Below are 15,409 nucleotides of genomic sequence, written 5' to 3' on the forward strand. Positions count from 1 at the left end.
TCGCCGCCATGAGCAGGGTCAGCCGTAAAAGGCTTGGGTCAGGGCGACCAGGCCGGCGGCGACGAATCCAACCAAGAAAGAGACATAGGCCCAGCGGAGGAAACGGTATTTCTTGCGGGCCAGGAAAACCCCGAGTTGGTAGATTTCGCGAACCTGGACCTCATAGGCGTGTTCGATGTCGCTGAGCACGTGGTTCATTTCGTCCATGTACTCATCGTAGCTGAGCGCGGTGAAACTCCCGAAAAACAGAATGTTAAAGCGGCGGTCGTTGACATCTTGGTGCGGTCCGGGTTTGGTGGAGAAACTAATGTGGGGCATCACCACAAAGGCTGCTAGGAAGATCGTAATCACGCAGAAAAATTGCAACACCAGGACCGCTCGCCCCAACAAGGGATCCGACAACAGATCCAGGGAGAAGGTGAACACGACCGAGGACATGGTCAACAAAATGTTGGCCTTCATGTCGGCCATGGTGCTGAGATGCATGTGATGAACCCGTGTCTGCTTGAGCAAGTGGTCCAAATGGGAGCCTGGCTGGATCGACGCCACGTCGCCTCCTCCAATCGAAATCCGTCAGCTGGGGTTTCACAGCCGTACCGTGCAACGCACGGAACGGCAAAGCCGGCAGGACAGGCCGAGAAAACGGGTTTCTTGTTTCAGTTGGGTCGTCATTGCGGAATGCCTCTATTTTAGCCGACCCACCCCCGGCTTCATAGTTCCGTGCGAAGTCGCAGGTCCCGATGGCGACTTTTCCGTAAAACTGTTAGGATAATTGCCAGTTCCAAACCTTGAAAAGCCAAATTGATGCCTGTTCAGACGCGCTTTCCCCAGCCGTTCGTCCCCGTCTCGTCCTTTCCACTTATTTTCAGCACGCCTCAGCGTGGGAACCGCCATGGATCAAGCTCCCGCTCAAAAACTCACCCAGCAATACAACCGCATTACCATCGGCGGCACCGTCATCATGTTGCTGTTGGTTTCGGTTTTGTTTTACGGACAGTTCCAGGAGCAGCAAAAACACCACACGGAAATGCTGCAGGATCAACTCAACGACCGCCTCGCCGCGATGGACACCTTCCTCGCCGGCACCCCGCTTTACATCGAACAAATGCATCTGTTAATGACCTATTATCTCGACATGGCGGGCGCAGAAAACAACGACACCCCCCTGCCCCATCCCGGTATGGTCGATCACATTACCCAAAAGGACGACATCGGTTTTACCTTTGACAACCCGCCCCGCCGTTACGACATCACCCGTTACGGCAACCTCATGGGCGCCGGCTCGTTCGCCGAACGTTACGCGGATCCCCTTAAGCAACGGGAGATTTTGGCGGCGATCAGCCTGTTCCCGCTCCTCAAGGCCTCCCACGAGGCCATGCCCCATTTTTCCTGGAGCTATTACCAATCGGCCGATGAATTTGTGGCCATTTACCCCTGGCGGTCGACCCGAGACATGATCGCCGATCAACCCGACCGCACCGTGGGAGACTTGGTGCGCAGTGCGATTGCGCTCGACCTATTCCAGTTGGGCACCCCCGAAAAAAACCGCGACGGTGCCTCCTACTGGACCTCCGCCTACGACGACCCCGCCGGCAAAGGTTTGATGATTAGCCACGGGAAACCCGTTTTTTGGCAGGATCGGTTTTTAGGCGTGGTTGCCACCGATATCAAGCTCAATTCCTTGCAGCATTACACCGAAGAACTCGAAGCGCCCAGCAGCATCCTGACGATAGTCGACGGGCAGGGCCATGCCTTGTCCTCCAATAAAGGGCCACGGGTTTATACCGGTAACCCGCTCCCATTGCGGGATCTGCTGCCGGACGCACTTAAACCCCATGAGGCCGAAATCATGGCACTCGACGGGCAAGCGCTTTTTTTGGGACATTTGGTGCTGCGCCGCGAATCAACCGCCGCCCCTTGGTCGATGATTGTGATCATCCCTCGTCAGGCCCTTTACCGCGACATGCTGTTCGGTTTCGCCGGTTACCTTTCGATTCTGTTGGGCTTGTGTTTTTTCCTGATCATCCTCTATGTGTTGCTGCAACGGCGGTTCCTGCGACCGGCGCTGGCGCTCACCGACCTGATCCGCGCCGAGGCCCAGGACGGTCACTCCCGCGCATCAGACGTCCCCGATATCTGGCGACCCTGGTTCGATAAAGTCTCGGATACCTTCGCCCTCAAAACCGTGACCGCCAACCTGCCCGGCGCCGTCTTTCAGGTTTACCGTCAAGCGCCACGGCGGTTCAGTTTCCGTTTCGCTACCCAGGGCATTGAACAGTTTTCCGGGGTAAGTGACAGCAACATCACCGGCGATGCGGATATCTGGTCGCAATTCCTCCCCGATGAAGAGCGGCGCCGTTTGTTCCAGGAACTTGAAAACAGCCAGGCCCAGAATCGCCCCATCCATTTTGAAACCCCGTTCGGTCGAAACGGGTTCCGACGTGGCTGGATCCGTCTTTCCGCCAACCCGCGCCATGACGAACGCGGCAATACTGTTTGGGAAGGCCTGTTGCTGGATATCACGGATCAAAAAAACGCGGAATGGGCCTTGCGCCAGAGTGAGGAGCGGCTGCGTTCGATCCTCGACGCCTCCCTGTTCCCCATTGTCATCACCCGGGAGAGCGACAAACGCATCGTGTTCATCAACGACCGCGGCTCGATTCTGTTAGAAACCCGCAAGGACGAGGGCACGGACAGTTACGGCAGTGATTACTGGGTCAATCTGGAAGATCGCGAAAACATGATCGCGGAGATCACCGAAAAGGGCCTGGTCGAAGATTACGAGGCCAAGTTGGTTAAGAAAAACGGCGAAGCGTTTTGGGCACTGATGTCGGCCATGCGCATGAACTACCGCGACCAACCCTGTGTCTTAATTACCTTTAACGACATCACCCGGCGCAAATCGCTGGAAGAAGAACTAAAAGAACTGGCCACCACCGATTCCCTCACCGGCGTCTACAACCGCCGTCATTTCTACCAAACCGCCCTCGCTGAGTGGCAACGGGCATTGCGCTTTGAACAACCCATCTCGGCACTGATGATCGACATCGATCATTTCAAGAGAGTCAACGACCAATACGGCCACAGCACCGGTGATGCCGTGATCAAAACCATGGCGATGATTTGCAACGAAAGCCTGCGCACCATTGATGTGTTCGGCCGCATCGGCGGCGAGGAGTTTTGCGCCATTCTGCCCAACACCAACAAGGACACCGCCGTGCAGGTCGCGGAACGGCTGCGCAAAAAGATCGCCTCCGCCGAGGTCACCCGCCAGGGCGACGCCGTGCGCTTCACCATTAGTGTCGGCGTGGCCGGCAAACGCGATACCGACGGCGCGCTCGAGGCCATGATCGAACGCGCCGACCACAACCTTTACCAAGCCAAGGAACAAGGGCGCAACCAGGTGGTTTCGGGTTAGCCCGCATTTCGCCTCGTGCGGGATTACTCTTTGATCGTGACGGTCGCGACCAGCCGGCCTTCATCAGCGCGGTCCAAACGAATGACGTGTTGACGGCGCTGTTCGTCGCCCCGTCCAAAGTTCGTAATGATCGTGGCGATACAGGTTGTTGGACCGGCAACCGCCAGACGATCACTGCCGAAGTAATGCACGCGAACCTCGTAATCGCCGGGCATTGCCCGGTGTAGGAAATAGGCCTCGGGACCCATGCCGGCGGTGAGGTCTTCGCTCAAAAGCCCACCGAGATCCGTTTCCGTGTTTTTGAAAAAGCAGGGTTCGCCGGTTGGTTCAACCACCCACAAATCCATATCCGCGTGAGGATCGTCCCAGTCGATGGTCACCATCAAGTCACCTTCAAGCCGTTTCACCAAGCCGTTTTTCAGGTGAGGATAGGCCACCTCGCGAGCCCGCGTTTCCCCGAAACGTCGCACAACTTCTTGGTACACATTTTGGTAATCGACACCGGCAACTTGGTGGAATGCCCCAAACTGTTCGTCCTCAATATAATCCTCTGCTAGGTACACCGGCAGGCTCCCCCAGGGTTGCCACAAAACCGCACCGAGTAAGTTCAGGGCACGCTGATACAGGGTCAAGGCTTCATCCCGATTCGCTTCACCGAAGGCGCGACGCGCCGCTTCAGCGAGGAGCAACCCATGTTCTCGGCGAACTTGCGGCCATTCCGGCCGTTGATCCGCCAGCGCTGTATAAAGTCGTTCCGCGGCGTCCCATTGGTGAAATTCATTGAGCACAAATGCGGCACACCGGGTTGTGGCCGCATCCTCAATCCCCATCTCGAGAAGGTTGGTAAGAATCCGGCGACCCATTTCGGATTGCCCGTTCTTGAAAAAAAGACGGGCCACGTCGAGAAAAAAGGCCGGCGATTGGCCGTGCTTTTCCTTTAACGCCAAGTAACCCGCGTACCGCGCCTTTTGATCCAAAGCCGAGAGTTCTTGAATGTAGGAAACCGAAGCATCCCAGGGCTGGACGCTCACGGGATCGCCGCCCCCCTCCGCTTCAGCTCCACCAACGGCACTTGTTACCGTGACCCTTTCCTCGTAGAAGACGTGCTCGATTAACGGACTGGTCACGGTAAATACCTTCAAATAAGGTTTACCCGCTTCATCTTTCGCCCATTGGACATCATAAACATCCCAAGAAACCTCTTTGGTAAAAACGCGGTAGTGATCCGGGACCAAGGCATCGAAGCTGAACCAGCCGGAGGCGTCGGCGGCCATCTTGGGCCAATCTTCCTCTGGTTGGCCTTCTTTTTTTACGCTCATGAGAAAACCTGGCAATACTTCGCCCCGGGCATCAACCACGCGACCCCGAACCGGGCCGACCGCATCCTCGGGAATCTGAACCCAAGCAGACTGGCGGCGCGGCAAACGTTGGTTTAACCTAACGTGACGCTTGCCGAGGATCGCAAAACGTTGGGACCTAAAGTCGTCGTGCCCATCGGAGATCGTTTTTACCGAATAGATCCCTTCTGGAAAAGCTTCAAACCGGAAGTGTCCGTCGCGATCCGTTTGGGTCGAGAACCGCTTTTCGCGTCCCGCCATATCCTCACCTTCAAGGAACACGCGAATACCGGCAAGGGGTTGTTCCTGCTCAGAACGTAAAACCCCTTGCACCAATGCATGCTCACCGCGCTTCATGGTGATCGGAGGCGTAACCTCACGACTTGGTTGCGGAACCGGTTGGTTGTCGCGATCATGCACGACGGGTGTCGCCTCATGGGAAACAAAAATTTCCGAAATTTCATCCGCCCAGTCCTCTTGATTTTCGGCCCGAAGTTCGTCGCGTGATTCGGCCGAGAAGTTTTCGTCGTCCCAGGCGCCGTCGATCAAAGATGCGGCAAGATCCACCACTTCCTCGGCAAAGGAGGCACGGTACTCGGCTAAAGTTTCCACCGCCGCCTCGGTTCCCGCAACTTCTTCAAAATATCGTGCTCGCCATGCCGCGAGTCCTTCCGGGGGTGGCACACGGTATTGGCGATACTGTTCATAAGTCTCCAACACCATGAGGGTCGTATAGGGTGTCACCAGCTTGAACCTTTGGGCTAAAGCCATCAGCGCCTCACGGTTTTTGTTGGGCTGCACCAACAAGTCACGCATATGGCGCTGTGCCCAAAAACGGCCGGCGAGGGGCGAGGTCGCCGCCGCGGGGTTCAATTCAAGGTTCACGTTTCGCGTCTGCTTTCCATCCACACCAAGCCCCAGGGACAACGTCAAAGGTGCAGCGCCGTTAAAGCGACCACAGACCCACAACCGGTCGGCGAGGGTCTGTTGGTCCCATTCGGCAACCTCGGAAACCCGGGATCCGGCGGGATAAATCGGCGTCAAAGCCGGAATTTGACGACCGACCTGAGCAACGGCCGCGGCTGTTTTGGTATTGCTCAAAGCCACATAATCACCACCGCTAAAACGTGCCCAAGCCGCAAGCACCTGATCTGTCCCATAAACTTCAGGTTGTACCGCAAAAAGCGGCACATCAAAAAGCGGTTCGGCAGGACTGTTGATCACATCGCGACCATCGCTAACCAGCATCGCAATATCGACACCGGAGATGGGTTGGAGGTCGTAGAGATTGGTACCACCGTCGGCGACCACTTCCCCTAGAAAAGCAAAAAGTTCGTCAAAAGCGCCACGACGCCGTTTGAAGGATCGCGGTTGTTCCTGGGTGTCGCGAAACACCACGACATCGACCTGCTTAACACGCCGGTACGTCGCCAAAAATTCTTTGAGGAACGCCGTCGCACGGGCACGTCCCGCGGCCGTCAAACTCGCCGAGCCATCCCAATACAGCGCCAGCCGTCGCCACTGCCCTGTCTTTCTTTTGACCGCGGTTTGCTCCGCGCGCACCGCCGCAACAAAGGCATAATCCGCCTCACCCAAGCGGGTGATATCCACCAAATCACGATCAGGAAACGGGCAAGCCACCACGAGTTCGCCCTTGGGCCGATGGTCCTTAAAACCGCCTTCAACAATAAACCCCTCGCCATTTGGTTTCACTTGCAGGGAGCCAAGGGGATCGCGTACCAATGATGGCCGGCCCGGCAGGTCCGTGAGCGAAACCTTCACATCCAAACGGCGTAATTCTCCGTAACCGGAAAGCGGTAAGCGATAATGCAGGCGGTTTTCAAAAGCAAACAGGGGATGGACGTAGGCGATGCGAATGGTACGTGTTTGAAAAGGGGGCAGCGGAAAAACCCGTGTGCGAAACACCTTGCCGTCCACCCATTCCGCGGTGCCGGGATCGACCTGGCGGCGCTGCTCCCGCTCGAACACAAAACGCGCTTTATCCTTGGGAACAACCACCCCTTCAACCATGGCACCGTCGATGTCCAAGGCGTAGCCTGAAATGGTGGCGCCGGCGGGCAGCGGCAATAGAAACTCACCTTCCATCTCTTCCGCCGTTTCGTTGAGGAAGGTACAGGTCAAGCTGGTTTCGGCCAACAGACCGGAAACCTTGGCTTCAATGGCAACATCAACCAGGGTGACCGGCGCGGGTTCGCCCTGGTGTTGCCCCACCAATCGCGGTCCACCACCGGTAAAAACCCCTTGCATCTGAGCCGTCAGGGGAAAAGAACACACCGTCAAAAACGTAAAAAATCGCATCCACATAAATGTACCTCATCAATTCACGCTGGAAGAAATCACATAATGATCCAAACGCACAACCGCCAATATTCGCCCACCTCAAACCGATGAAGCGCGATAACTCGCGGTGATGTTCGCTAAACCTCTAAGCGACAACGGCCCGTAAAAACACGCACCGCACCCAATGGGTGCGCGTCGTACGCGACCCCAGCCTGTTTTTCCCAAGTCATTTTGTTCCAAATTCTTAGCCAGAACGCCTCGCTTCACCGCCGCTTAGGTAAAAAACCGATAGGTTTTACACCTGAGTCGTTTTCGTTTTCTCAGCGGCAATGGCGCCCAATACCGGCTTCTGAGTCATGCAAAACCCAGGACAAGCAACGAGCGCAATCAACAGCAGGGTATTTTAGGTGTAGCCATCATGTCTCCCATTGTTTTTTTCAAGAAAACCCAAAAATCGTACAGAGGTCAGGCCAAGGAATAAATTCAGAAATCTTTTTCATTCCACGTCGCCAAGCGGGGCTTTGATCGAAAGTAAGCCACAACCCCGGCAAAAAGTCGGTCTCATTTTCGCCCTGTCATCAACCTACCCACCAACCCCTTTAAAACAAACTTTTTCCACCTGCCTACTACCAGTGTTTTACCTTCCGCGTGGCGGTGCGCCCGTTAAAGCCGTCGGTCGCGGTGGTTTCGCCCTCGGCATAGGTCGTGGTTTGTTTGGTTTCGCCGGCCCCGGTTTCGGTCGGCCGCCCAAAGCCGTCCAATTGGGTGACGGCGGTGCCCACCCCGCCCAGCTCGTGCTGCACGGTCAAACCGTCGGCGCTGATATTGATCGGCACGGTGTCGGTTTGGCCCGCGATGGTGGCGTCCGCGCGGGTGATCTCGATGCCGGCGTCCCCGATCACCACATTTTGGCTCTGGCTGATGCCGGCGGGACCGGTCACCCGCGTCACGATGTCAGTGTCCTCGAAGTAGCTGTAACGGGTGGTGCCCACGGCCGGCCCCTCGCTGCGCACCACGCTCAACAAACGATCCAAGGGATCGTAGCTAAACCGCGTGGTCGCCGCGATGGGTTTGGCGACGGTGACCTCGCGGAGCAAACCGCGCTCGTCGTAGGCTTCGCGCCAGGCGGTATCGCTTGCCTTATTCTCGCTCGCGACCACCACGCGGTTACCGAGGGTGAGGTGCTGGAAGGTGGCCGATTGGTTGCCCAGCGTGGTTGCGGTGACCCGGCCCAAACCGTCGCGTTCCACGGTTTGTTTGCTGCCCAAACGGGTGCCGCCGACGACCTCGCCGAAACGGTTGAAGTAGGCGGTGCCCAGCGTATCCTTGCCGTTGGGTTTGAAGGCCGCCCCGTCCCGTTCAACGGCGGGATAATGCAATGGCGCAACACCCCACTTGGGTTTCGGGAGATCGCCTGTTTCTGTCTTTCGTTGTGAATCAACGAGGGTTCATGCAACCTGGATGGTTATGGAGGAGAAACGATGTCGTGGCTGAACGTTTTGTGGTTGGTTTTGTTTTTGGGGAAGGTGGAAACGCGTCAGCAGGCCGTGCTCGATTTTCTTCTGGGTCTGATTCGGGTTCAGCGTGAAACGATTCGTTCATTAAATAAGGGCAGGGACAAACGTTTAAACGACCAACAGCGGCGCCGGCTTGCGATCCTGGCGCGGGCCGTGCCCCATGATTTTTTGCAAGACATCGCGGCCCTGAGTTACAGCCCGGACACGTTTTTGCGTTGGTATAAAAAGCGGGTGCATCAGAAATATAATGCTGATTCCATGCGACGAGGTCGGCCGGCCACTGCGCCAGAGACCGTCGCTTTAGTCCGGCGTTTGGCCGAGGAGAATCCAAGCTGGGGCTACCGCAGGATCGTTGGGGTTCTGAAGCAGGTCGGCGTTTCGCTTTCGAAAAATACCGTGGCGCGGATTTTGGAGGACGGTGGCTTGAACCCCGCCCCCAAACGCGCCCGATCATGGCGTGATTTCCTAGAGCAGCACTGGTCGAGTATGATTGCCGCGGACTTCTTTACGGTGGAACTGACCCGTGGCTGGGGCATTCAGCGCGTGCATGTCCTGGTGATGATGCACCTGGCGACGCGGCGCATTCACATCGCCGGCATCGTGGATGAGCCGACGCAAGCGTGGCTGGTTCAGATCGCCCGCAATGAAACCGATGAAAACCACGGGTTTCTGAAAGAGGGATCGTACCTAATCCACGACCGGGCGGCGGTTTTTAGCCAAAAGCTGAAACAAACCTTGGCGGCTTCGGGCGTGACCACGGTAAAACTGCCGGCCCGTTCACCCAACCTGAACGCCCACGTGGAACGCGTGATTCGCAGTATCCGCGAAGAATGCTTGGATCGATTCGTGATTTTCTCCAGGGAACAACTTGAGTACCTTTTGCGTGAATACGTGACCCACTACCGTGAGGAACGCCCCCATCAAGGACTTGGCAACCGGCTGATCTCCGGCCACAGGGCAAAATCCGGCGACGAACCCGGCTGGGCGGCCTGCTCAGCTTTTATCATCGCGTTTCTAGTTAGGAACTACGTGGATTTAAATCAAAATCCAAGGCTAAAGTGCGTCCAAATAAGTCCGTTGCACCAAAAACAACCCACTCTCCGACAAAATTTATGTCATTTTTAACCAAAGTGAAAGGTAGATCTCCCTTCAGCGGCGCGGATTTCATCTTGAATTGCCAGCCTCGTTATTTCTGGGACACTGCGGAAATCTAAAGAATCACAAATTTCGATTTCCAAACTAATTTATTTGAACTTATACCTAGTTCTCCAATGAAATCTTTTAAGTGGGTGAGATTGGGCTCAGGTATAGATAAAGAAATTTCACACGGAGACTTTGTCAAGCTTCGAGTTAAATTGACTCGATGCTCACCTAGCTTGATCTGGCAAAATTCACCTAATTCGGAAAAATCATCTACCCATCTAACAAGCTGTACCCCCAACTGCGAAAGAAGACTATCTTCCTTCATGAAGCCAAGACAATATGCATCTCTAAACCAAATTATTTCATCCCATCGAACGGCGATCAGGCCATTTTTCTGGCTTCGGCTTGTTTTTTTTAATCCACCTAGGTACTCATTGAGGTCAATATCTCTTAAAAAAAACTCACTTCTATCAAGGGGATTTTTGTGACACACAAACCCTAGATTTACAAAAACATCAAAACCTTGTTCTTTGGTCAACGGAGGATATGTGCCATAACTGCCCTTGATAGTAAACTTCGAGTCCTCGTTTCTATACCAGGCTAATAGCTCGCTTCGTGAAATATCACCAGATAGAACTTTTTCTATCTGGTCGATCATATCCTGTGCCAGACGTTCTCCTTGGGATTTCATTTTTGGCCTCCATTCATGAACTCAAGAAACTTTTTTCTGTTTTGTTCGATAAGCTCTAGATGATCTTTTGACAAGTAGCTTTTAAGGGATTCCGAAACTTCTATTACGATAGTGTCAAAACCATAAAAATCAACCTCGATATCTTGATCATTTTTCTTGGTTCCTTTATAAGTTATACCCTTTGTTCCTTTATGCCAGACAGCATAGCCTCTTGTGGAAAACGGGTATAGCTCAACCTCAGTAACAAACCTGTACCATGTATCGGTATGCAATTCCCCTGCGGCATGAGCTTGGATTTTAGCAGCTCCTCCTGCCTGTCCTGCGGTAACCCCGCCCCAATGCTCACTCGAAACGACATATCTCGCGAAATCCTCCATAGATTATTTTGGTTTGATCGTACGAACGAAAACATATAACCCAAACTGATCAGATTGGTAATTTATTCTTCTAGGAGGTAAAAGATCTTTCCTTACCGGAATTACAGGGTACTCTAACTCCTTAATGATCTTGTTTAACCCAGAAGAATCTCCGATGTATGCCTGGTTGAGAATGTGGTTCAAGTCACTCAAATAATAACCAACAGAACCTACTCCACCGCCTAATACAGCGCCGCTAAGGTAAACTTTCCAATCCGAAAGACCTGATCTTTCTCCATAAAGGTTTGCAAAACCATCGTTTCCTAAGACATCACCCATACCTGTGATTGAACCGGCTAATGTCGTTCCACCGATCCCAGTCAAGCCAACTTTTGCCAAACCATTGACGATTAATCCGCCACCAAGAAAATTAAAAGTCAGGGCTGCACCCATGGTTGATAAATTGCCGACGGTTTGTAGAGCATATTCCCCAGCGCCAACTTTGCCAACCAAATAATCATCGGTGGATTTACTCAAACGTTCCGTCGATCCCCAAGTCAACAAGTTAAGGACTTGGTAACCACCCTGAACAGCTCCAAGCGCAACTGCCGTGGATCCAACAGCGAACTTCATTCCAATTGTTTTAGCTTCGCTGTACTCCACCGCAAGGTTTGTCATCTCCGTTTCGAGAAAATCACCAGTGGAAATTAATCCATTCGGATCCCAGAACATTATCGGGTTGCCGGCAGCGAACGCGTACGGTTCGGTGAAGGTACTGGGGTCGTAGATGTCGGGGGCGCGGAAGTCCGGGTTTAGGAAGTGGCCTAGCCGCGGGTCGTAGTAGCGGTGGTGCATGTAGGTTAGGCCGGTGTCCCTGTCTTCGAGGTGGCCGCTTAGGCCGAGGGGGATTGTTGGGAAGATGGGGTCCGGGGGGAGGCTGAAGTTTTGGGTGGTGTAGGGGGAACCTCGCGCTGGGGTGTTGGCCAGGGATTCGCCCCAGGGTGAACGCGGGTTGATGTAAATCGTTCCCGTGTTGGTGTTTTTGTACGCCAGTGGCGTGCCGAGGTGGTCGGTGAAGATGTGGTAGTCCATGCCCGCGCCGGTCAGGTCTTTGATGAAGGCCGGGCCGAGTGGGCCTTGGCCGATGGCGTGGGTCCATTGGACTTGACCCGGTCCCTCGTACAGGCCGATGGCGATGACTTTGCTGCCCTCGTAGGCGAAAGCCAGGGGTTGTGGGTGGTGTTGGGTGGCGGCGCGGATGCGCCGGTACTGGTGATCGTAGTGGTATTGGGCGGTTAGGTTGCCTTCGTCGCAGATCTCGCGCAGGCGGCGGAAGCCGTCCCATACGAAGGTGCGCACCGTCCCGTCGCGGCGGTTGATTTGTTGCAAGTTGCCCAGCACCGGATCGTAGCTGTATTGGTCGGTGCCGCTTGGCTCCGTGGCGCCCGTTGCGCCGATGCGTTGGTGGATGCGGCGGTTGTCCGCGCCCGCTTCGGCCGCCAATTGCTCATCTACCAGCACTTGGTTGTTGAGCAGGCGGGTTAGGCCGCCCAGCAGTTGATTTTGCACTGTGCCGTAGCTTTCTTGGATTTGGTCGGTGACGCCGTTGCTGTTGCGGTTGATGGTGACGCCGGTCAGGTGTTCGTCGCTGTTGTAGCTGGGTTCGATGATTTCGCTGAAGGTCCCTGCTTTTCGTTCTACTCGCGTGAGTTGTTTGTCTTCTGATCCGCCTGATTCGCAGGGGTCGCCGCTTGCCGTTTCCGATCGCCAGGTGAGGTCGAGGACGAAGACCTCGGCGTCGTCGGCGATGCGCTGCAGGTTGTTGTTGCTGTCGCGGTCGATGCTGAAACGCGTGCCGTCGCCCCACGTCATGGTCGCCGGTAAGCCTTCTTGCCAATCCGTGTAGGTTACGGCCATCCCGCTTGATTGCAGTTCCAGCAGGTTACCCGCGTCGTCGCGGCGGTAGTGGAAGGTGGGGCCGCCTTCGATGTCGATCCGGTTGGTGTACCCGTATGCATCGTAGCCGTAGCGGTGCAACACCCCGTTTCCATCCGTGTAACTCAGCACCCGTTCCCCGTCCACGAAGCGTTGATCCGGGTCCTGGCCGGCGCTGTTGTCCGGGTCGGGATAGGTCCAGGCTGCCAACACCGCGCCATTTTCGAGGATGGTGCTCAGGCGGCCGTGTTCGTCGTATTGGTATGCGTACAGGTCCTCGGGGCCGTTTGCGTTGACGACGCGAATCTCGCTGAGATCACCGTTACGGTAATCGTAGTCGCGAAGCAATTGCCCACCAAAAAAGAGCTGGTCCAGTTGATCGTCGTCGCTGTAGGTCAATTCTTTGAGGGCCAGGCCGGGACGTTGTACTTCGATTAAACGGCCCTTGGAATCGATGTCGGCGGTGACGTCGCCGGGGAAGTTGAGCTTGCCCGATGCGCCGTTGCCAAATACCTCGTAGTCCTGACCTTTGTAGCGCATGCTCGCCACGCCGCCCCAGCGGTTGTAGCTGTAGGACACGGCGGGTTGATTGCCCCGTTGGATGCTGCTCAGGTCACCGAAACTGCTGTAGGTGCGCGTTGTGCTCAGTCCGCCTTTTCTGGTTTCGGTCACACAGCTGAGGCGACCGCCGCCGTGGTATTCCATCTCCATCACCAAACGGCCGTTGCCGATATCGGCCCGACCCGGCTGGCTGAGATGGTTGAAGTTGGAGAAAGCGATGGGTTCTTTTAGGCCGTCGATGCGCGCCAAGGCGTCGGCGGCCTTGTCGTAGGTGAGGTTGATCTCGCGGTTGGGCGTGCGCATGCCGACAACCCGACCGCGTTCGTCGCGACGCACCTGGGTTTGCGTTAACCCGTTGCGGGTGTTGCGCAGCGCGGTGCCGAATCCATCGTTTTCACGACCCACGGTGGCACCGTTGGGCAGGGTGACCTAGCTTTTGTTGCCGAATGCTTCATGGCTGAAGCGGGTCGTGCCGCTTGGGCCCTCGGCTTGGGTCGGCAAGCCGGTTCCTTCTTCCAAACGCAGGCTACGCGTCACGCCGCGTTTGGCGCTGCCGGCCGTGGTGGTGGTTTCGGTGAGGGTGACGCCCTTGTTGTTGTCGCCCACATCGATGCCGATCTGTTGCTGATGACCCAGCCAATTGCCGAAGGTACCGCTCAGCAAACCGCTGTCACCCTCGCCACGCGCGAACAGAACCAGCTCGCTGTCGGTCCGGTTGGGCTCGTTGGTACTGACCCGGTTGAGGATGCCGAGCTCGGGATGGTACGCGTAATCGAACACCATCCCCCGTGGATGGGTATAAGTCGCCACCTGGCCGTTGTCGTTGTAGGTGAGGGACCAAGCGTGGCCGTGGGGATCGGTGCCGGAAGTCGGCCGGCCGTGGCTGTCGTACTCGGTGGAAGCGGTCGTGTTGCCAGTAACCCCGTCGCGCCCGATGCTGATCGAACCCGGTGCGCCGCTCGCGTGGTAATCGGTCAAGGTAACCACCCGGTCGCCGACCCGGATCTCCTCGATCTCGCCCTCACCGTTCACACGGACACTTCGTTCCTGCCCGCCTTGGGTGGTTTTGGCGATCATGCCCGTGCTGTCAAAAGTGACTTCCGAGCTTGCCGCGCGGGTGTCGCCGGTTTTTTGATCTTTGACGCTGATGCTTTGTTTGATGCCGTAGGGATCTTCGACCTTTAGCGTGGCGGTGCGCCCGTTAAAGCCGTCGGTCGTGGTGGTTTCGCCCTCGGCATAGGTCGTGGTTTGTTTGGTTTCGCCGGCCCCGGTTTCCGTCGGCCGCCCGAAGCCGTCCAACTGGGTGACGGCGGTGCCAACCCCGCCCAGCTCGTGCTGCACGGTCAAACCGTCGGCGCTGATGGTGATCGGCACGGTGTCGGTTTGGCCCGCGATGGTGGCATCCGCGCGGGTGATCTCGATACCGGCGTCCCCAATTACCACATTTTGGCTCTGGCTGATGCCGGCGGGGCCGGTCACCCGCGTCACGATGTCGGTATCCTCGAAGTAGCTGTAACGGGTGGTGCCCACGGCCGGCCCCTCGCTGCGCACCACGCTCACCAAACGAGCCAAGGGATCGTAGGTAAACCGCGTGGTCGCCGCGATGGGTTTGGCGACGGTGACCTCACGGAGCAAGCCGCGCTCGTCGTAGGCTTCGCGCCAGGCGGTATCGCTTGCCTCATCCTCGCTCGCGACCACCACGCGGTTACCGACGGTGAGGTGCTGGAACGTGGCCGATTGGTTGCCCAGCGTGGTTGCGGTGACCCGGCCCAAACCGTCGCGTTCCACGGTTTGCTCGGTACCCAAACGGGTGCCGCCGACGACCTCGCCGAAACGGTTGAAGTGGGCGGTGCCCAGCGTATCCTTGCCGTTTGGCTTGAAGATCGCCCCGTCCCACTCATCGGCGGGATACTGCAATGGTGCAACACCCCGCTTGGGTTTCGGGAGATCGCCTGTTTCTGTCTTTCGTTGTGAATCAACGAAGGTTCATGTTACCTGGATGTTTATGGAGGAGAAACGATGACGTGGCTGAACGTTTTGTGGTTGGTTTTGTTTTTGGGGAAGGTGGAAACGCGTCAGCAGGCCGTGCTCGATTTTCTTCTGGGTCTGATTCGGGTTCAGCGTGAAACGATTCGTTCATTAAATAATGG

The 15,409-nt window shown here is 56.1% G+C and carries 9 protein-coding genes; 2 read left to right on the forward strand and 7 right to left on the reverse strand.

The window, feature by feature from the left end:
- Window positions 1–18: 18 nt before the first annotated feature.
- Complete coding sequence (locus tag J3U88_RS25190) at window positions 19–549, reverse strand: Pycsar system effector family protein (RefSeq protein WP_207861769.1); 531 nt, start codon at window positions 547–549, stop codon at window positions 19–21.
- A 343-nt stretch (window positions 550–892) separates the two neighbouring features.
- On the opposite strand from J3U88_RS25190, the gene J3U88_RS25195 reads away from it, so the two are divergent.
- Entirely contained in the window at window positions 893–3,418 is a 2,526-nt protein-coding gene (locus J3U88_RS25195; protein ID WP_207861770.1) for a diguanylate cyclase, read from the forward strand.
- Between the two features lie 23 nt (window positions 3,419–3,441).
- Here the strand turns inward: J3U88_RS25195 and J3U88_RS25200 are convergent, their stop codons facing one another.
- Both J3U88_RS25200 and J3U88_RS25205 read right to left on the reverse strand, forming a co-directional pair.
- The gene (locus tag J3U88_RS25200) at window positions 3,442–7,080 is read right to left on the reverse strand and encodes a VIT domain-containing protein (RefSeq protein ID WP_207861771.1); all 3,639 of its coding nucleotides are present in this window, start codon (window positions 7,078–7,080) and stop codon (window positions 3,442–3,444) included.
- Window positions 7,081–7,682: 602 nt separating this feature from the next.
- Window positions 7,683–8,435 (reverse strand): hypothetical protein, encoded by a 753-nt coding sequence (locus J3U88_RS25205; RefSeq protein ID WP_207861772.1) that lies wholly within the window; start codon window positions 8,433–8,435, stop codon window positions 7,683–7,685.
- A 102-nt stretch (window positions 8,436–8,537) separates the two neighbouring features.
- Between J3U88_RS25205 and J3U88_RS25210 the strand changes: the two genes are divergently transcribed.
- Window positions 8,538–9,698 carry an integrase core domain-containing protein gene (locus J3U88_RS25210; protein WP_207861773.1) on the forward strand — a complete coding sequence of 387 codons (1,161 nt, stop codon included), beginning with the start codon at window positions 8,538–8,540 and terminating at the stop codon, window positions 9,696–9,698.
- 85 nt (window positions 9,699–9,783) lie between these two features.
- Here the strand turns inward: J3U88_RS25210 and J3U88_RS25215 are convergent, their stop codons facing one another.
- The 4 genes from J3U88_RS25215 to J3U88_RS25230 are packed head-to-tail and all read right to left on the reverse strand — an operon-like array spanning window position 9,784 to window position 15,176.
- On the reverse strand, window positions 9,784–10,407 hold the full coding sequence (locus J3U88_RS25215) for a hypothetical protein (protein WP_207861774.1): 624 nt from the start codon (window positions 10,405–10,407) through the stop codon (window positions 9,784–9,786).
- Entirely contained in the window at window positions 10,404–10,784 is a 381-nt protein-coding gene (locus tag J3U88_RS25220; protein WP_207861775.1) for a hypothetical protein, read from the reverse strand. The genes J3U88_RS25215 and J3U88_RS25220 overlap by 4 nt, the downstream gene beginning before the upstream one ends.
- Before the next feature lie 3 nt (window positions 10,785–10,787).
- Complete coding sequence (locus tag J3U88_RS25225; protein WP_207861776.1) at window positions 10,788–13,664, reverse strand: RHS repeat-associated core domain-containing protein; 2,877 nt, start codon at window positions 13,662–13,664, stop codon at window positions 10,788–10,790.
- Between the two features lie 24 nt (window positions 13,665–13,688).
- Window positions 13,689–15,176 carry an RHS repeat domain-containing protein gene (locus tag J3U88_RS25230; RefSeq protein WP_207861777.1) on the reverse strand — a complete coding sequence of 496 codons (1,488 nt, stop codon included), beginning with the start codon at window positions 15,174–15,176 and terminating at the stop codon, window positions 13,689–13,691.
- Window positions 15,177–15,409 lie beyond the last annotated feature (233 nt).

It is taken from the genome of Acanthopleuribacter pedis, assembly GCF_017377855.1.
Lineage (GTDB): Bacteria > Acidobacteriota > Holophagae > Acanthopleuribacterales > Acanthopleuribacteraceae > Acanthopleuribacter > Acanthopleuribacter pedis.

Bases quoted from the DNA above. Each gene is read 5' to 3' on its own strand.
- J3U88_RS25195 (WP_207861770.1), top strand. From the start codon at position 893: ATGGATCAAGCTCCCGCTCAAAAACTCACCCAGCAATACAACCGCATT.
- J3U88_RS25200 (WP_207861771.1), bottom strand. From the start codon at position 7,080: ATGTGGATGCGATTTTTTACGTTTTTGACGGTGTGTTCTTTTCCCCTG.
- J3U88_RS25210 (WP_207861773.1), top strand. From the start codon at position 8,538: ATGTCGTGGCTGAACGTTTTGTGGTTGGTTTTGTTTTTGGGGAAGGTG.
- J3U88_RS25215 (WP_207861774.1), bottom strand. From the start codon at position 10,407: ATGAAATCCCAAGGAGAACGTCTGGCACAGGATATGATCGACCAGATA.
- J3U88_RS25220 (WP_207861775.1), bottom strand. From the start codon at position 10,784: ATGGAGGATTTCGCGAGATATGTCGTTTCGAGTGAGCATTGGGGCGGG.